Origin of the sequence: Desulfotalea psychrophila LSv54 (assembly GCF_000025945.1) — a bacterium.
Classification (GTDB): Bacteria; Desulfobacterota; Desulfobulbia; order Desulfobulbales; family Desulfocapsaceae; genus Desulfotalea; species Desulfotalea psychrophila.
Genome location: NC_006138.1, coordinates 2,840,100 through 2,856,831 on the forward strand (window position 1 = coordinate 2,840,100; position 16,732 = coordinate 2,856,831).

Here is a 16,732-nt window from a genome sequence, read left to right on the forward strand (position 1 = left end):
TTTCTTTAATTTTCATCCATAAATGGATAGGAAAACTCTGTGGCAGCGACAAAGGTCTCTTTAACGGTTCGAGGGGACACCCAACGCATCAGATTACTGGCTGCGCCGGCCTTGTCGTTGGTACCCGAAGCCCTACCCCCGCCAAAAGGCTGCTGACCAACCACTGGTCCCGTTGGCTTATCATTGATATAGAAATTTCCTGCAGCATGCTCAAGTTTCGTCAGGGCAGTACTGGTCGCCTCTCTGTCCCGTGAAAAAATTGCTCCGGTTAAAGCATAGACAGATGTACTATCACAGAGAGCTAAGGTCTCCATATAATCCTCATCTTCATAGACATAGATGCTTATAACAGGACCAAAAATCTCTTCAACCATCGTCTCAAAACAGGGGTCAGTTGCGAGAATAACCGTTGGTTCGATAAAGTAGCCAAGACTATCATCATAACCGCCGCCAATGATCACATCTCCACCCTCATTTTCCTTGGCGAAGTCAATATAACTAGTAATCGAACTAAATGCACCCTTATCAATTACTGCACTTATAAAATTAGAAAAATCTGTAGTTGCCCCCACCTTTATTTTTGCAATTTCTCTCTTCAAACCCTCCTCTATCACCAGCCAAAGAGTACGGGGAATATAGGCCCGAGATGCGGCTGAGCACTTTTGTCCCTGATACTCAAAGGCACCACGAACAATGGCTGTAACAATTTGCTGGGGATCTGCCGATGAATGGGCAAAGATAAAATCCTTACCTCCTGTTTCTCCAACAATTCTAGGATAAGATTTATAGCTTGCAATATTATTACCCACTGTCTTCCACATAAACTGAAAGACAGCCGTTGAACCGGTAAAATGAATACCTGCAAGATTAGGGTCGGCAAGACAGATATCACCCACAGAGGCACCTGCACCGGGAACAAAATTGATAACGCCCGGGGGCAGACCGGCCTCCGCAAAAATTTCCATCAAGAGATAGGGGGTGTAAACCAGGGAAGAGGCAGGTTTCCACACCACGGTGTTGCCCATCAGGGCCGGGGCAGTGGGAAGGTTACCGGCAATAGCGGTAAAGTTAAAGGGCGTTACGGCAAAGACAAATCCCTCAAGAGGACGGTACTGAACAAAGTTCCACACTCCCGGGGAGGAGACAGGCTGATTCTTATAAATCTGCTCTGCATAGCTGACATTAAAACGAAGAAAATCTATGAGTTCACAGGCCGCATCAATTTCCGCCTGATAGGCTGTTTTCCCGCCAGCAAGCATGGCTCCGGCATTAATTTTATAACGATATTTACCTGCAATAAGTTCCGCAGCCTTCAGGAAAATTGCACAACGTTCTTCCCAACGCATGGACTGCCACCTGGACTGAGCAGCAAGAGCTGCGTCAATGGCCAGCCGTACCGCCTTCTCCCCTGCCCTGTGATAGTGAGCCATCACATGTCTGTGATCATGGGGCATAACCACCTGTCCGATATTGCCCGTACGAATCTCCTCGCCATTAATAATAAGAGGAATATCCAGAACAAGCTGACTCATCTCTTCTAAGGCAGCCTTCAGTGCTCTTCGTTCAGGACTACCCGGAGCATAATCATAAATTGGTTCATTAATAGGTTTTGGTGTATTAATTACTGCATTATTCAAAAGATTCATATTATCCCCTTAAAACGAGCAAAGATTTATCTTTTCAGTTTTACCACCGATTTCCGCACAACAAAGAACTGGCGCGAGATATCTCGCCAGCATTTCCAACCAAACAGAAACGCCTACCCCTTCTTAAACAGGGCCTTTATGATAACACCTGCCATAGCAGGATTTTCCTGAAGCCTTCTCGTACTATAGCCAAACCACTTCTCCCCAAAGGGAACATAGACCCGCAGGGGATGACCTGCATCAACGAGGGAGGCACGCAGGCGAGGAGTCACTCCATAAAGCATCTGGAATTCATACCTATCTTTTGCAACATTATACTTTTCAAGAAGCTTCAGGGCCCCATCCACCAGGGGTTTATCATGGGTTGCAATGGCAGGATACATCTTCTGCTGAAGCATATATTCAAGATCTTCCAGATAGTGCTGATTGATTGTCTCGTACTCCTTATAGGCAATCGCAGGCAGTTCATCGTAAACCCCCTTACACAGACGTAAATTCAGAGGCACCTCCGGACTGTTCAATACAGCCAAGGCCTTAATATCCGCTAGAGTCCTCTTTAAACAGGCTTGCAGAACAAGCCCTACATTTTCAGGAAACTCCTCCTTTAAGCGACGAAGCAGATCAATGGACATATCCGTACAGGGAGAATCCTCCATATCTATCCTAATAAAATTGTCATATGCCGAGGCCTTTTGCACAATTTCACGAATATGCTGATAACAGACCTCCTTATCCAACAGCAGACCCAAAAAGGTAGGTTTGAGGGAATAGTTTCCCTTTACACCGGCAGCCTCAGCCTTTTCAATAACATTGATATACTCTCTCTTATTTGCCTCTGCCTCTTCAAGTTTGGTAATAAACTCACCCAGGACATCAATAGTTGTCATCACATTAATATCATTAAGTTTCTTAGACTTTTCGATGGCCTGTTCAACTGTTTCTCCCGCAATATACTGTTTCGAAAACATCCACACCAACTGGGGGGGCATATGCGGTAAGATTTGAGAGATAAGCTTATTAATCATAAATCACCCTCTAAGGCTAAAGTAAAAAAATCAAAAAAATCATTACACCAAAATAGCGCAACGGCTTGCCGTTTTATGAAGAACAGACTGTTAAAAAAATTGAATATACAGCGATTTGCTCATTGTAAAAAAGAGAGCTCACATACAAAAATCTACGATATTCCTAAGTCTTATGTCAAATATTTTTTCAGAAAACAAACAGGATTGAGACAGAGGCAGAGCCTTTAGACCCTAGCAGAAGCGATATGCCCCACCCCCTTAATCTGCCCCATCCATCATAAAAGAACAGGAGATTTACCTTTAGTATTTTTTTAGTCAGCCGATACAAAGAGGTACCTTTTTTCTTTGTAATTTTACTGGAGATTTTTCATGTTTCGACGATTTATACTCATTTTGAGCGTGGCTCTCCTTGCCCTCACAGCAGGCTGTGCAAGGCATCAACAATTGAAATCCAAGGTCAGCCAGCCCGGAACGTGCCAAGTAGCCACAGCCGATTGGCAATCAATCGTTGCATCCCTGGCAAACAGAATAAACAACAGACTCATTCAGCAGAACTATATTGACCGATCTGTTTACATCAGCCCTGCCTGTTACCAGCTCTCTGCCTGTAGCCAAGCCACAACAGCGTTTGACAGGGTATTTCGCGAGCTGCTCACCGCTAAGCTCTTGGAATACGGTGTCCCAACAACAGACAAAAGAACTCCGGAAACATTAGATATCAGTTATACAACCCAGGTACTTGCCCAATCAAACATGGGCTACTGGGGGCCTAAGATTAGCGCCAAGGTACTGATAACCACCTCAATAATATCCAACAACAGATACATCTTTTCTCAATCAGATATCTACCGACTCAACTCCGATGAGTTCAGGTATTACCAAAAAGCCACACCCGCCACGGTCATCGGTATTGCCTCTGAAAAGAAGACAGATGCTCTGCCACTTAAGCAGACGCCTGAAGCTGAAGAAATTCTTCTAGAACCTCAACCTCTCTTTTAACCTCTAACAAATCATGATGAGTATGAAAAAAAAATCCACCTATTACTGCCCGCTTTTTCTAGGATTCGTCTCAGCCCTTCTCTTTCTGGGCGCATGCTCCACCCCAACATTTGACCATACACCTCTGGCGGCAAGAAAAAATCTCATTCTCTTCTCCTATGATATTGTCGATGATCTTGTAGAAAATGCTATGCCGCCAATTATTCCAGGAAACCCGGAGCAACCCATCCTGGTAACCACGGTGGTCAGTAACAACAATCTGCAGAAGACCTCAGCCTTTGGTAGACTCATCCAGCAACAGGTAATCTCAAGATTTGTTCAGCACAACTATATCGTCAAAGAGATAAAGCTTGAAGATAAGCTCCATATAAGGCCTCAAACTGGCGAAACAATACTCAGTCGACATCCACAGAACATCAAAGAAGAGCAGACAGCTCAGGCCATTTTTACCGGAACAACCTCACGAGCCAATCGGGTGCTCTATATTTCTGCTCGCCTGATAAATCCAAAAGATGGTACTATAATTTCAGCAAATGATTACTCGCTGACCATCGACGAGCATATCATGGCATTACTCGGCTTGGAAGAAGATGACAGAGTCGCAGAGCCGGAAAGACCCATTATGAACTCTATTTTAGAGTAGCCAATGAAAAAAAAACGCCTTGCCCTCATCCCCGGAGCATCAAGACCCATCGGCAGAGCAATCGCCCGAGCCTTTGCTGATGCAGGTTTTGAACTCCTCCTCCCCATCTACGACTGGCCCGATTCTATTGCTGAAATGAATAGAGAGTTCCGGGCATCCGGCTACTCCTTCACAACGGCGGAGGTAGACCTACGAGTAGAGGAGGAGGTGGAGAGCTATCTTGGTATAATTAAAAGGCAAAGGGGCAGGCTCGACGTCCTGGTTAACAATATAGAGAGAGGCGGGATGCCCATCATACACGGGAGCTACAGCCATCCACACAACAGAGATCAATGGCAGCGGGAAATTGAAACCACCCTTAACGCCAAGTGGTTTCTCTATCAACACAGCCTGCCACTCCTACAAAGGGGCTACGATGCCTCCATTATAAATATCAGTTCGATTGCCGCAAATATTGGTCGAACAGGACCTGCCGCCCTCCTCTTCAGCGACGGCTACAGTGCCGCCAACGGCGCAATCTCCTCCCTCACCACCACCTGGGCCCGAGAGGCCGCTCCCCATATCCGGGTAAATGAAATCCAACTAGGCATGATTGATGGCCGCCATGGCAAGGGGACACGAGGTTGGGCTGAGATGAGCAAAAAGGATCGCAAGAGGTTACGCAAACATATACTGCTGAGAAGAACGGGAAGGGCAGATGAAGTGGCAAAAACGGTGCTTTTTTTAGCCTGTGACGCTAGCTATATAACAGGTGCCAGCCTGCGTATCGACGGTGGCTACACCCTGGGCGGCGAAAATGTACCACCACTACCACCTGGTATTCTATAGAGATAAGAACGATTCGACGATGCTCCCCAGAGAAATATCAGAGAATTCACCATCCTCATAGACCCTGATTATCTCAGTACTCTCCAGGCACTTCTCTCTAAACCTTACCGACAGTGGCTCTTTCAGGAAGTAAAAGATCCGCAAGGCAAGACCTACCACCTGCAGATCCCCGGAATCAAGATAGGGCAAAAGATCAGCAATAATATCCTCTTCCCGCAGGAGATCAGGATATTTTTCAGCCAAACGCCCCACCCCCCACAATGCTCCCTGTTGCAATTGAGGCAGTTCAAGTTGATTGCCATCCTGAAAGGGTTCATCCCCATCTTCACGTAGATAGGAGAGCAACATATGCAGATATTCTCCGCGAAGACCCTCATGGAAGCACATAATCTCCGCCATGGATTCCGGGGCCCCCCAGCCAATACCACCCGATTCATCGTTAAGGCTCCACAAAAACCTTCTCATAATCATCCGGGCAGACTCAATGTTTTTCTCAGCAATACGAGGGACAATAATACCAAAAGCGCTTACGGCTCGCCAACGAAGTACCTCGTCAACACTGCAGATAAATGAAAAGAGGGGATTTAAAAGCTGTTGCTCTTTATATGGGGAGAGAATTTCTCCTAACTTAGAAAATGGAGCGCTTGGTAACTCTGCTGCCAGTTTTTTCTTCAGTGCTATTCTAGACATTAAGCCTCCGACAGAGATTCAGAATTTTCATCAAGCCTACGCGCACCATCAAATAACAATTTCATAAAACTATCTATGGGTTTTAAATCTTTTTCCTCTGCAGATAAACCCTGAATAAAGCAGAATCGGCCACTATCCAGACCCAGCAAAGCGTTGAAGGCATCTCTGTCCAACAGATCATTATAGCTGGCAGCCACCAACTCCCCCTCACTAAAACTCAGCCAAGCATCGACAAGTCCCGGCCCATCTATCTCCATCCGACCAGTTTTTTTTGTAGAGTACAAGAGTTGGCAGATCTCCGGAAAAGCCATATCAGCAAGTTGCCCCTGCAGGGCTGGAGCCTGAGCTCTTTTACGGGTGATAAGGGCTATATAATTCGCTACCAATTTATATAAGGGGGAATAGAGATCAGGAAACATCTTGAGGAGATAATAGAAATTCTCCTGAGTCATCTCCCCCACCCGACAGGCCTCCAAAGGCACAATCGTAGCTACTACAGGATTACCAGAAAAGAGGGCAGACAAACCAAAGATATCTCCAGCACCAAGTTCTGTCAGCTGCTGACCATCTGCATCAACAATCTCGACACGACCTGAAAGGAGGATGCTCAAGTGAGGACGCAGAGCGCCTTGGGAGATAATAGGAGAATGAGGAGAATACTCTCGCAACTCAAACAGAGTTTTCACCTCTGCCAAATCGCTCTCCGAGAGGACTTTAAATATATCTAACTCAGATATCACCCTGCTAAAATCTGAATCATTCGTTAGTTCAGAACGACGCTCAGCTGCGGCAAGCATCTTCATCTGGGGAGTAAGAAATTTTTCCCTCTCCTTTCTAAGTTCAAAACAGGCAAAACCTTCACAGCCACTACCCCGACAATCAAAATAAACGGCACTATTGACAATATGATGTCCCGCTCTCTGCTCTTTGCTCTTCAAAGAGCGAAGCTCTAAAAGCAGATCGGCCAGGGCTGGACAGGCAGACTTGCTCACGGGAAGGACTATTTGTCCCTCCCGCGCACAAAACTCTTGGCGAGCACTATAGAGGGGACAATCATCTTCTTCTCTTAGAACAAAGATGCCATCTATAGTTTGCTTTTCCATGTTAATCCGAACCGCCGAAGATAAGGTAAATAACAATGGCCAAAGAGACAGCCCCACCAACAAGAACAGGAATAATCTTAAATATCTGCACCTCGCCATTAACAACAAGAGCACCCATGTACTCTGTCCCTGAGACAAACCAAACAAGAATCAGAACAGCTGCTATAATTATCCCCTTCCACTTCTGGCGATAGACCATATAGGCAAGCCAACAGGCAATGGGCATAAAAAACCAAGGATTAGAGACGAGGGCAGCGATATCCACATCCGCTACCTGCTGTGGTATCCGAGTCGAGATCCAAGCACTCAGAAGTTTTTCCCAAAACACTGCCATATTTCACCTTCTATTTTTGTGATCGCTCAAAAACTTTTAAGGCACAAAACTCGCCACACATGGAGCAGGCATCGGTGGCATCACCACCACCTTCATGACGGTATTGGGCAGATTTTGCAGGATCAATAGAAAGTTCAATTTGACCCTTCCAGTCAAGTTCCTTGCGACATTTAGCCATGGCATTATCTTTTTCAATAGCACCGGGCAAGCCCTTAACAATATCTGCTGCATGAGCTGCAATCTTAGAGGCAATAACCCCCTCATGCACATCGGAACAGTTCGGTAATTTCAGATGCTCAGCAGGTGTCACATAACAGAGATAATCGGCACCGGCAGAGGCGGCAATAGCGCCACCAATGGCCCCGGTAATATGATCATAACCTGGAGCAATATCTGTTACCAGTGGCCCAAGCACATAAAAAGGAGCACCCTTACACATCTGCTTTTGCAGAAGAACATTTGCCTTAATCTGATTCAGTGGCATATGACCGGGGCCCTCAACAATCACCTGAACACCAGCAGCCCAGGCCCGTTCGGTAAGCTCACCGAGAGTAATAAGCTCCTGAATTTGGTTACGATCAGTTGCATCGGCAAGACAACCGGGGCGAATACCATCCCCCAGACTCAAGGTTACCTCATGCTCTTTCAAAATAGCAAGAAGGTCATCAAAATATTCATACATTGGATTCTCACGCTTATGGTGATTCATCCAATCCAGGGTAAAAGAACCGCCACGACTGACAACACCCATGGTACGAGGTTGATTTTTAAGACGCTCCTGCAGGTGACGATTGATGCCACAGTGAATGGTCATAAAATCAACACCATCCTTAGCCTGTTGCTCAATCACCTCAAACATGCGCTCAACGGTCATGTCGACAATTTCTTTTCCTGCAGCGACGACCTCAGCGGCAACCTGATAGATAGGCACTGTTCCCAAAGGGACAGAACAATTCTTCAATATTTCCTGGCGTATCTTCTGCAGATCACCACCCATGGAGAGATCCATAATGGTATCAGCACCAGCTTTTATGGCAACAGCCAACTTTTTCAGCTCTTCTTCCAAACTATTGATATCTTTAGATGAACCCAGGTTAGCATTAACCTTGGTCGAGGTACCCGCACCAATAGCTATAACCTTAGAAAACGCATGATTCTTATTCTTAGTTATAGCGATGGTTCCATCGCTGACGCCAGCCATCAACCTCTCTACAGACATTGATTCTACGGCGGCGCATTGCTCAAATAAGGGGGTGACTTTACCCTGTTGGGCATCTTCTCTAATGGACATTTTCTTCTCCAAATTGCGGGTCAAGATATCGCCTCAAACACCACATCACATATTATATAACTTCGACAAATCCAAAAGATCATACAGGGAGCAGAGATACAGCCACTCCTCCCGCAAATATCTCCCAGAATAACGACAGCTAGCTTACTATATAATGTTCTTTAGTCACAGAAAAAGTGACGGTCGCCCTTGCATTTCCACCCCTCCCAGCCAAGCAAACAGGAAAGGCAAAATAAAAAAACAGGCCGGCATTATATAAGGATTGAAAACAACAGCTTTTTTTAATTTTCTCCCTTTCATCTCAAAAAAAGAAAACTACTCTGAAAAAATCTTTTTCTTGCCTTCTATGTTATATACAGTTTTAAAGAGCACTTCTAGCCCCCCATAGAGGGGAATAATAATAACCAAAATTTTCCTACGACCATGATACAAAAAAAATCAAATATCATTCTTATCGGCATGCCCGGCTCCGGCAAAAGCACTGTTGGCGTCATCCTCGCCAAAACCCTGGGTATGGAATTCGTTGACACAGATATCCTTATTCAGTCTGCTGAGAACAGAACCCTGCAAACTATCGTTGATAATGAGGGACATATCGTGCTCAGGGAGATAGAAGAGAGGGTCCTCTTAACCGTTGATCACAAGAAACATATCGTCGCCACCGGTGGCAGCGCTGCCTATAGCGAAGCTGCCATGCTCCACCTCAAGGAGGATGGTATTATTGTTTTTCTCCATGCAGACCTCGCTGCCCTCTGCGCACGAATACATAACTACGAAACCCGTGGCATTGCCAAGAGACCCGAGCAGAGCTTTGACGATCTCTTTGCTGAGAGACTCGCCCTCTATAAAAAATATGCTGATATCACCATCCTCAGCTCTGAAATTTCACAGGACGACGTGGTAGAGACGGTGATAAGAGAGGTTGAAAAATATGACTTCCGGGCAGAAAAGTCTTAAAATAGTTGTTATCCCCCCCTCCCATCGACGATAATATGAAAAAGGCAGGCAAGCGCATCAAAAGAGAAAAGCGAGCAGTAGGTTTAATGATTCAACTCTACTGCCGACATAACCATCCTGGCCATGAGGGTATCTGTGCCGAATGCGCTGAGCTTCTCGCCTATGCCCATAAACGACTCGACGGCTGTAAATACGGGGAAGATAAAACTACATGTGGAAAATGCCGAACTCATTGCTATCGGCCTGAAATGCGAATGAAAATCTGCAAGGTCATGCGCTATTCCGGCCCACGCATGCTGTTTCGCCATCCTCTTATTGCTCTTGGCCATATCTTTGCCGGATTACGAAAACCACGTGACCCATCACACTCTTCGTAAAGGATACACCATGAAAATTCTTCTCTCTGGCTCCTCTGGCCTGGTGGGAACTGCCCTTTTAGAAAGGCTTTTCCAGGATGGCCACAGTATTACCTGTCTCAAGAGACAAAAGGCCGGATCGGACAAAAAAATCTGGAACACAGACAGACTAACAGACGATACTTTTGATGCTGTCATTCATCTGGCAGGGGATAGCATTGTAGGGGGCCGATGGACCAAAGGCAAAAAACAGCGCATACGTGATAGCCGTATCCTTGGCACAAGAGAACTTGTCCAATTTCTCGGTAAACTAACTACCCCACCAAAGGTTTTTTGCTGTGCCTCGGCGGTTGGCTACTACGGCAGTAGAGGCGACACCGTTCTGACAGAAAGTAGCCCCAAGGGCACAGGCTTTCTAGCCGATATCTGTCGCGACTGGGAGGAGGAGGCAGGTAAAATTGCAAGCCGAGGCTGTCGAGTCGTAAACCTTCGCTTTGGCATGATACTCAGCCCAAGGGGCGGTGCCCTACAGAAAATGCTACCCGCCTTTCGCTTGGGACTTGGCGGGAAAGTTGGCAATGGCCAACAGATTATCAGCTGGGTGAGCATCCGTGATATAGAGGAGATAGTGCCCTTTATCCTTGCCCATAGCGAGATAGAAGGGCCTGTAAATGTCGTTTCTCCACAGTCCACGACCAATGCAGAGCTGGGCAAGAACTTGGGAAAGATACTAAGCAAACCCACCTTTATGGTCCTGCCCAGACTTATGGCCTCAATAATTGCCGGCAGTGAAATAACCCAGGAGATGCTTCTGGCAAGCACCAAGGCTAGTCCGCAAAAATTAGTGGCGGCAGGCTATGAATTCCGCGACAAAAGTCTGAACAAGACCCTCCTCTTTTGTCTGGAAAAGAACGCTTAAAACAAAAAAGCCACCCATCCCCGACAGGGGAGAGGTGGCTTTTATTTTACACAGACAGAAATTACTTTCCAGTAATTCTCTCTACTGCCTCGTCATAACGAGCCTTGGTTTTGACAATAATCTCCTCTGGCAGAGGAGGTGCAGGCGGATTCTTATCCCAGTCAAGACTTGAAAGATAATCGCGCAAATACTGCTTATCAAAACTTTCCTGACTCTTACCGGGCTCATACTTATCCGCTGCCCAAAAACGAGAAGAATCAGGGGTAAGCACCTCATCGATAAGGATAATCTTACCATCTACTTCGCCAAGCTCAAATTTTGTATCGGCAATAATAACACCCTTAGTACGGGCATAATCTGCGGCACGGGTATAAAGCGCCTTACTGATCCGGGCAATTTGTTCAGCTTTTTCGACGCCGACAATTTCCTGCATACGCTCAAAAGAGATATTTTCGTCGTGATCACCAAGCTCTGCCTTAGTAGAAGGGGTAAAGATCGGCTCGGGAAATTTATCAGACTCCTGCATTCCCTCAGGAAGCTGAAAACCACAAACATTGGTATCTTGCTGATAGGCCTTCCAAAAAGAACCTGAAATATAACCACGAACAATACATTCGATGGGCAGAGGCTTTGTTCTTTTAACCAGAATAGAACGACCGCGCAATTGCTCCGCATAGGGGGCACAGGCCTCAGGATACTCCGTAACATCGGCAGTAATCATATGGTTATCTACTATGTCAGCAAGCAGATCAAACCAAAAAAGAGATAACTGGGTAAGAATAGCACCCTTACCTGGAATAGCGCTGAGGATAACATCATAGGCTGAGATTCTATCGGTTGCAACCATAAGCAACTTATCATCATGCCCAGGAATTGCATACATATCACGAACCTTACCACTGTGTACAAGGTTCAACTGTGGGAAATCTGTTGTCAACATAGCTTCTGTCATATTCTACCCTCTTTCGAATACATTTTGTAAGCACCAGTACAAACAAAAAAAGCCAGGCAGAGCCGGACTTTTTCAGTTACAAATCAATCAACAAAAAATTTCAATTTATCTCGCCTACTCGAATGACGAAGACGATTAAGGGCCTTCTTTTCAATTTGACGAATACGTTCACGGGAAACATTGAAACGTTTACCTATTTCTTCCAGGGTATATTCAGCTTTTTCACCAATACCAAAGCGAAGACGAATAATTTTTTCTTCCCTATCACTAAGGGTAGAGAGAATTTCAGTTACCCGCCCGGACAGCTCACGATTCTGCACTGCCTCATAGGGAGATTGAGATTCCTGATTTTCAAGAAAATCACCCAAGGTCGAGTCATCATCCCCCACCGGAGTCTCAAGAGAGATAGGTTCACGAGATGCCTCAAGAATAGATAAGATCTTATCCATGGGCAAATTGGTGGTCTTAGAGATCTCAAGCGGAGTAGGTTCACGGCCAAGCTCTTTAAACAGGGCATAAAATGCCTTAAAAAACTGGCTCCTCAGCTCAAGAAAATGAACAGGGAGACGAATCGTTCTGGTCTTATCAAGAATCGCCCGGGTAATTGCCTGACGAATCCACCAACTTGCGTAGGTAGAAAATTTATTTCCCTTGGTATAATCAAAGCGAAAAACTGCTCGCATCAAGCCAAGATTACCCTCTTGAATAAGGTCGGCAAGGGTAAGGCCCTGATGCATGTATCTCTTAGCAATAGAAACCACCAAACGCAGATTCGCACGAATCATGGTATCCTTTGCCACTTCAATAGACCTGCTATACGCCTCTAACTTTGCCTGAAGCTCAAAAAGTTCCCTAATCTCCGGGTACTTCTTAGAGGCACTCGTTACACTGTAACGCATGAAGTTAAGCTGCTGTTTTTTAGGCTTAAGAGTAGGATCACGCTTTTCCCACAGATCAATACGTTCGCAGAGAACAACCATTTCTTGAACGCCTGATCTATCTCCACGAATGGCAAATATAATCGCTTCAAAACCCTGACGAATGGTCTTGCTGTACTTTGCCTCTTCCTCGGGAGTAAGCAAATCAAAACGACCCATTTCACGTAGATAAGTGGTCGTCGTCTCCTCAGACTCATGGGACTCTTCATCGCCGGAAAGTGCAGCCCCATCTTCGATCTCCAGCTCAAGATCTACCTCACTTTTTTCCCAAATCTCACCTGACAGGGTCCGTTTCTCACCTGATTTTTCTATCGTTACAATTTCAATACCGTGAGCGCCAAGAAAATTAAATATTTTTTCTATCGCGGTAGGATCTTTAACATCATCGGGTATTAATTTGTTTAGCGCATCAAAACTAATACATCCTTCTTTCTTGCCAGTTTCGAGTAACTTTTCTTTCAGTTCAGTTTGCACCAGAGACAACTCCATTGAGAGATTATGAAAAACGGCTACGAGATCTTGACTCTACCGTGAATCTAAAAGTGAACTTTTCAAAATACCACAAAAATAGATTAAAAACAATGACAATCCAACACAAAAAAATCGCCATCTTAAAAAGAGATTATAAATGGGATTGACACAAAGTAGTAACTATTTGCTTAAAGACAAGCTCTACTGTTCTTTTTTCCAAAGCCACAATGCTTGTACATCTTGGAACGCCCCAAAGACAAATAAATTATTCTGCACAGGAACATAAATCAAATAGATGTAGCAGATCGGCTCCTCTCCAATCTTAACAAATCAAAAAACTCAAGAAAGGGCTCTCGGCAGACTCAATAAGAAAAGAGCAATGCAGCCTTTTCCAAGCAAAAAGACCACCACCAAAAAAAACCTATCAGTGAAACCATGTCTTTTCAAGGTCTTAGACAGGCAAGAAAGCCAAACCCTTTTTTATTTATTGACATCATCATCGGAAAGGTGTATTTTGTGCCTGCACTTGGCCCCATCGTCTAGCGGTTAGGACGTTGGCCTCTCACGCCGAAAGCAGGGGTTCGATTCCCCTTGGGGTCACCAAGTTGAAAAGGGTTCTAGCAATTTAATTGCTAGAACCCTTTTTTCGTTCCTACCCGCCTATTCATTCGCCTAAATATCAGTGCTTATCTTCGGGATAGTAGACAAGCAGAGCCCTTATGCTAGCACTAAGATCCCGGGCATACCTCACATCAGCATGTTGCTTTGCCTGCATGGCGGCAACAATAACCGCATGATGCTTAACAAGTCTCTCCCTATAATCTTTCTGGCTCGCCTTTACCCGCTGGGTCAAGAAATAATCACCTATCGTTTCAATCACACGCTGAGCATGATCTTCCTTATTCATCACCCAACGCACAAGTTGATTTTGAGATTGCGCATCGGTTTTACCGGCCAACTGAGCAATTAATACTGTTGCCTTTTCTACGGTGGCGGCATCTTCAAGCATCGCCTGCACGCGGGCATTATCGTTATAAATGCCACAGGGTAGTTGACAGTGAGCGCCACTCCACGAAGGCCCCATAAACATACCCGCCAACACAGTAAGAATTAGCAAAAAATCTTTCCCCAAATACTTCATACAGTCCCCTCCATTTTATCATTATAATAATCAGCGCTTCCACCTCCGACAGGTCACCCGCCACCAGCGCTCCTACCCAAGCATAGCATAGACAGCCCCCACGTCTCAAATACCTGCCCCAAAACAGCACCACTGCCCTCCAGTCAATAATTAAGCACCCATTATTTGACATAAGCGGCCAAAAATCATTCAATCAAGAGAAGATACCAAAAAAAGGGCAGATAAGCCTCCCCACAAGAATAGGATAAAACCATGATTGAAAAAATAGCAGATCTTCCTGAAGGGACCATTGGTTTTAAGATGACAGGTAAAATAACCAAAGACGACTATGAAAAGGTCGTCAATCCTGCTATTGAATGCGGGCTTATTGAAAATAACAGACTAAAGATGCTCTGCCAGATGGGGCCAGAGTTTGATGGGTACACCTCAGGTGCCGCTTGGGACGACACCCAGCTGGGTCTTAAACACTGGAAAGGATTCGAACGTCTTGCCATCGTCTCAGACGTCCCCTGGGTCAAGACACTGCTCCGGGCAATGGCCTTCACCCTACCCTGTCCCGTAAAAATTTTTGAGCTGGATGAATATCTGCAGGCCCGGCTTTGGCTCAGTGAATCCCTGGGCACCGTCCATACAAACTTCAACAATAATGGGCTGCTGACAGTAAAGCTTATAGGCCAGCTGGAGCCATCCGTCTACGAGAACTTCAGCAAGGAGCTCGACAGCTACTTTGCATCAGCGGAGCCAGTCCACCTCCTCCTCGACCTCAGGGACTTCAATGGTTGGCAGGGCCTAGCTGGAGTGATAGAACATCTCCACCTTGTGATTCAGCATCGACACGTACCCAAAAAAATCGCCATCGTCGGCAACAAGAAATGGCAAAAGCTAGCCGAACGTATTTTCTCCAAATTTATCTCAGCCGAGGTACAGTACTTTGAAGAGACAAGGGCCGATTCTGCCCAGACATGGATACAACCTAAATAACGCTGAGGCAAAGGATAAACCAGAGTAGCAACCTGCCACAAAGAAGGCGAATCCCCCCTTACCCAGAAGGGCATGGGGAATTGTTGCTTTCTGCTCATTGTGGCAGCCCAGGCAAGCGCCACAATCACTCCCTAGGCGCACTGTGCTGCCTAAGTTGTAGCGCAGGCAACATCCAGGGCCTGAGAGACATCAAGAATAATATCTTCGATATTTTCTATACCCACGGAAATACGGATAAGATCGCTACTGACCCCGCTCGCCTTCATATCACTGTCGCTCAACTGCCGATGAGTGGTGGAAGCAGGATGACAGGCTAAGGACTTGGCATCTCCAATATTGACCAAACGCAGAATCATCTTCAGGGCATCAACAAAGGCAATTCCGGCAGCAAAACCACCCACGAGACCAAAGCTAAGAATACCAGATGCCCTGCCGCCGGTAATCTTTTGACAGCTTTCATAATAGGGACTGGCGGAAAGAGCTGCATATCTCACCCAGGCAACCTCTTTATGCTCCCCAAGATAGAGGGCAAGCTTCTCCGCATTTTCGCAATGCCTCTCCATACGCAGGCCAAGAGTCTCAAGTCCCTGAAGAATTTGAAATGAATTCATTGGAGAAATTGCCGCCCCCGTATCCCGCAATAGGGCCACGCGACAACGACCTATATAGGCAGTCGCGCCAAGGGCCTCGGTATAAACCAGACCATGATATGAGGGATCGGGCTCAGTCAGAGTTGGAAATTTACCAGCCTCCTTTGCCCAACCAAACTTACCGGAATCAACAATAATCCCTCCAAGCGAGGTGCCATGCCCTCCGATATACTTTGTCAATGAATGCACCACAACATCGGCACCAAGCTCTATTGGCCGACAGAGATAGGGGGTGGCCACGGTATTATCAACAATAAGCGGAATACCATGCTCATGAGCTATTTCCGCAAGTTTTTTTATATCAGCTACATTACCCGCCGGATTAGCAATGGACTCGCAGTAAATCGCCCTGGTTTTAATGTCAATAGCCTCGGCAATGGCCTGATAGTCATCGCACTCCGCCATACGTACTTCGATACCACGGGCAGGAAGCAGATACTTAAACAAATTGTAGGTACCACCATAGAGTTGACTAGTACTGACAATATTATCGCCCAGCAGACAAATATTATGAATTGCGCATGTTATGGCCGCCATCCCGGAGGCTAGGGCAAGGGCGGCAAGACCACCCTCCATGGCTGCTATCCGTTTTTCCAGCACATCGGTGGTCGGATTCATAATTCGAGTGTAGATATTACCCGGAGTTTTAAGATCAAAAAGGTCGGCACCATGCTGACTATTCTCAAAGGTATATGAGCTTGTTTGATAGATGGGAACAGTTGCGGCCCGTGTTGCCTTATCAGCCTCGTAACCATGATGCAGGGCCAAAGATTCAAGTTTCATAAAAATATCCTCTTGTTTATTTTTT

17 protein-coding genes and 1 tRNA gene are annotated in these 16,732 nt (G+C 45.9%); 8 read left to right on the top strand and 10 right to left on the bottom strand.

From position 1 onward, the window contains the following. Nucleotides 1–5: 5 nt before the first annotated feature. Both pruA and DP_RS12610 read right to left on the bottom strand, forming a co-directional pair. On the bottom strand, nucleotides 6–1,646 hold the full coding sequence (pruA, locus tag DP_RS12605; RefSeq protein ID WP_011189732.1) for an L-glutamate gamma-semialdehyde dehydrogenase: 1,641 nt from the start codon (nucleotides 1,644–1,646) through the stop codon (nucleotides 6–8). Between the two features lie 113 nt (nucleotides 1,647–1,759). Further along, nucleotides 1,760–2,671: a proline dehydrogenase family protein gene (locus tag DP_RS12610; RefSeq protein ID WP_011189733.1), complete on the bottom strand. Its 912-nt coding sequence runs from the start codon at nucleotides 2,669–2,671 to the stop codon at nucleotides 1,760–1,762. A 369-nt stretch (nucleotides 2,672–3,040) separates the two neighbouring features. On the opposite strand from DP_RS12610, the gene DP_RS12615 reads away from it, so the two are divergent. The 3 genes from DP_RS12615 to DP_RS12625 are packed head-to-tail and all read left to right on the top strand — an operon-like array spanning nucleotide 3,041 to nucleotide 5,141. After that, nucleotides 3,041–3,670, top strand: coding sequence for a hypothetical protein (locus DP_RS12615; RefSeq protein WP_011189734.1), 630 nt, complete (start codon nucleotides 3,041–3,043; stop codon nucleotides 3,668–3,670). Between the two features lie 22 nt (nucleotides 3,671–3,692). Further along, nucleotides 3,693–4,313, top strand: a complete 621-nt coding sequence (locus tag DP_RS12620) for a FlgO family outer membrane protein (protein ID WP_156792301.1) — start codon at nucleotides 3,693–3,695, stop codon at nucleotides 4,311–4,313. 3 nt (nucleotides 4,314–4,316) lie between these two features. Then, nucleotides 4,317–5,141: an SDR family NAD(P)-dependent oxidoreductase gene (locus DP_RS12625; RefSeq protein ID WP_011189736.1), complete on the top strand. Its 825-nt coding sequence runs from the start codon at nucleotides 4,317–4,319 to the stop codon at nucleotides 5,139–5,141. Here the strand turns inward: DP_RS12625 and DP_RS12630 are convergent. The 4 genes from DP_RS12630 to thiC are packed head-to-tail and all read right to left on the bottom strand — an operon-like array spanning nucleotide 5,136 to nucleotide 8,559. Continuing rightward, nucleotides 5,136–5,831, bottom strand: coding sequence for a DVU0298 family protein (locus DP_RS12630; RefSeq protein WP_011189737.1), 696 nt, complete (start codon nucleotides 5,829–5,831; stop codon nucleotides 5,136–5,138). The two genes, DP_RS12625 and DP_RS12630, sit on opposite strands and share 6 nt — an antisense overlap. Then, nucleotides 5,831–6,934: a DUF4388 domain-containing protein gene (locus DP_RS12635; protein WP_041277994.1), complete on the bottom strand. Its 1,104-nt coding sequence runs from the start codon at nucleotides 6,932–6,934 to the stop codon at nucleotides 5,831–5,833. Before DP_RS12635 ends, DP_RS12630 begins: the two co-directional genes overlap by 1 nt. Nucleotide 6,935: 1 nt before the next feature. Then, the gene (locus tag DP_RS12640) at nucleotides 6,936–7,268 is read right to left on the bottom strand and encodes a hypothetical protein (protein ID WP_041277995.1); all 333 of its coding nucleotides are present in this window, start codon (nucleotides 7,266–7,268) and stop codon (nucleotides 6,936–6,938) included. A gap of 10 nt (nucleotides 7,269–7,278) precedes the next feature. After that, a complete protein-coding gene (gene thiC / locus DP_RS12645) occupies nucleotides 7,279–8,559 on the bottom strand; it encodes a phosphomethylpyrimidine synthase ThiC (protein WP_041277996.1) in 1,281 nt (426 codons plus the stop codon). Nucleotides 8,560–8,982: 423 nt separating this feature from the next. On the opposite strand from thiC, the gene DP_RS12650 reads away from it, so the two are divergent. The 3 genes from DP_RS12650 to DP_RS12660 are packed head-to-tail and all read left to right on the top strand — an operon-like array spanning nucleotide 8,983 to nucleotide 10,791. Next, nucleotides 8,983–9,516, top strand: a complete 534-nt coding sequence (locus tag DP_RS12650; protein ID WP_011189740.1) for a shikimate kinase — start codon at nucleotides 8,983–8,985, stop codon at nucleotides 9,514–9,516. A gap of 35 nt (nucleotides 9,517–9,551) precedes the next feature. Beyond that, nucleotides 9,552–9,893 carry a nitrous oxide-stimulated promoter family protein gene (locus DP_RS17615; RefSeq protein ID WP_083818990.1) on the top strand — a complete coding sequence of 114 codons (342 nt, stop codon included), beginning with the start codon at nucleotides 9,552–9,554 and terminating at the stop codon, nucleotides 9,891–9,893. Between the two features lie 10 nt (nucleotides 9,894–9,903). Beyond that, on the top strand, nucleotides 9,904–10,791 hold the full coding sequence (locus tag DP_RS12660) for a TIGR01777 family oxidoreductase (RefSeq protein WP_041277998.1): 888 nt from the start codon (nucleotides 9,904–9,906) through the stop codon (nucleotides 10,789–10,791). Between the two features lie 61 nt (nucleotides 10,792–10,852). Here DP_RS12660 and DP_RS12665 read toward each other — a convergent pair whose 3' ends face one another. After that, the gene (locus DP_RS12665; protein WP_011189743.1) at nucleotides 10,853–11,743 is read right to left on the bottom strand and encodes a phosphoribosylaminoimidazolesuccinocarboxamide synthase; all 891 of its coding nucleotides are present in this window, start codon (nucleotides 11,741–11,743) and stop codon (nucleotides 10,853–10,855) included. Between the two features lie 83 nt (nucleotides 11,744–11,826). Next, complete coding sequence (locus DP_RS12670) at nucleotides 11,827–13,170, bottom strand: sigma-70 family RNA polymerase sigma factor (RefSeq protein ID WP_011189744.1); 1,344 nt, start codon at nucleotides 13,168–13,170, stop codon at nucleotides 11,827–11,829. Nucleotides 13,171–13,680: 510 nt separating this feature from the next. On the opposite strand from DP_RS12670, the gene DP_RS12675 reads away from it, so the two are divergent. Beyond that, nucleotides 13,681–13,755: transfer RNA gene (locus DP_RS12675), tRNA-Glu, on the top strand. Nucleotides 13,756–13,831: 76 nt separating this feature from the next. Here the strand turns inward: DP_RS12675 and DP_RS12680 are convergent. Then, nucleotides 13,832–14,293: a superoxide dismutase, Ni gene (locus DP_RS12680; RefSeq protein ID WP_011189745.1), complete on the bottom strand. Its 462-nt coding sequence runs from the start codon at nucleotides 14,291–14,293 to the stop codon at nucleotides 13,832–13,834. A 252-nt stretch (nucleotides 14,294–14,545) separates the two neighbouring features. Here DP_RS12680 and DP_RS12685 point away from each other — a divergent pair, with 252 nt between their 5' ends. Next, complete coding sequence (locus DP_RS12685) at nucleotides 14,546–15,274, top strand: SpoIIAA family protein (protein ID WP_011189746.1); 729 nt, start codon at nucleotides 14,546–14,548, stop codon at nucleotides 15,272–15,274. Nucleotides 15,275–15,423: 149 nt separating this feature from the next. Here the strand turns inward: DP_RS12685 and DP_RS12690 are convergent, their stop codons facing one another. Then, nucleotides 15,424–16,707, bottom strand: coding sequence for an O-acetylhomoserine aminocarboxypropyltransferase/cysteine synthase family protein (locus DP_RS12690; protein WP_041277999.1), 1,284 nt, complete (start codon nucleotides 16,705–16,707; stop codon nucleotides 15,424–15,426). Between the last annotated feature and the right edge of the window lie 25 nt (nucleotides 16,708–16,732).

Bases quoted from the DNA above. Each gene is read 5' to 3' on its own strand.
- pruA (WP_011189732.1), bottom strand. From the start codon at position 1,646: ATGAATCTTTTGAATAATGCAGTAATTAATACACCAAAACCTATTAAT.
- DP_RS12610 (WP_011189733.1), bottom strand. From the start codon at position 2,671: ATGATTAATAAGCTTATCTCTCAAATCTTACCGCATATGCCCCCCCAG.
- DP_RS12615 (WP_011189734.1), top strand. From the start codon at position 3,041: ATGTTTCGACGATTTATACTCATTTTGAGCGTGGCTCTCCTTGCCCTC.
- DP_RS12620 (WP_156792301.1), top strand. From the start codon at position 3,693: ATGAAAAAAAAATCCACCTATTACTGCCCGCTTTTTCTAGGATTCGTC.
- DP_RS12625 (WP_011189736.1), top strand. From the start codon at position 4,317: ATGAAAAAAAAACGCCTTGCCCTCATCCCCGGAGCATCAAGACCCATC.
- DP_RS12630 (WP_011189737.1), bottom strand. From the start codon at position 5,831: ATGTCTAGAATAGCACTGAAGAAAAAACTGGCAGCAGAGTTACCAAGC.
- DP_RS12635 (WP_041277994.1), bottom strand. From the start codon at position 6,934: ATGGAAAAGCAAACTATAGATGGCATCTTTGTTCTAAGAGAAGAAGAT.
- DP_RS12640 (WP_041277995.1), bottom strand. From the start codon at position 7,268: ATGGCAGTGTTTTGGGAAAAACTTCTGAGTGCTTGGATCTCGACTCGG.
- thiC (WP_041277996.1), bottom strand. From the start codon at position 8,559: ATGTCCATTAGAGAAGATGCCCAACAGGGTAAAGTCACCCCCTTATTT.
- DP_RS12650 (WP_011189740.1), top strand. From the start codon at position 8,983: ATGATACAAAAAAAATCAAATATCATTCTTATCGGCATGCCCGGCTCC.
- DP_RS17615 (WP_083818990.1), top strand. From the start codon at position 9,552: ATGAAAAAGGCAGGCAAGCGCATCAAAAGAGAAAAGCGAGCAGTAGGT.
- DP_RS12660 (WP_041277998.1), top strand. From the start codon at position 9,904: ATGAAAATTCTTCTCTCTGGCTCCTCTGGCCTGGTGGGAACTGCCCTT.
- DP_RS12665 (WP_011189743.1), bottom strand. From the start codon at position 11,743: ATGACAGAAGCTATGTTGACAACAGATTTCCCACAGTTGAACCTTGTA.
- DP_RS12670 (WP_011189744.1), bottom strand. From the start codon at position 13,170: ATGGAGTTGTCTCTGGTGCAAACTGAACTGAAAGAAAAGTTACTCGAA.
- DP_RS12680 (WP_011189745.1), bottom strand. From the start codon at position 14,293: ATGAAGTATTTGGGGAAAGATTTTTTGCTAATTCTTACTGTGTTGGCG.
- DP_RS12685 (WP_011189746.1), top strand. From the start codon at position 14,546: ATGATTGAAAAAATAGCAGATCTTCCTGAAGGGACCATTGGTTTTAAG.
- DP_RS12690 (WP_041277999.1), bottom strand. From the start codon at position 16,707: ATGAAACTTGAATCTTTGGCCCTGCATCATGGTTACGAGGCTGATAAG.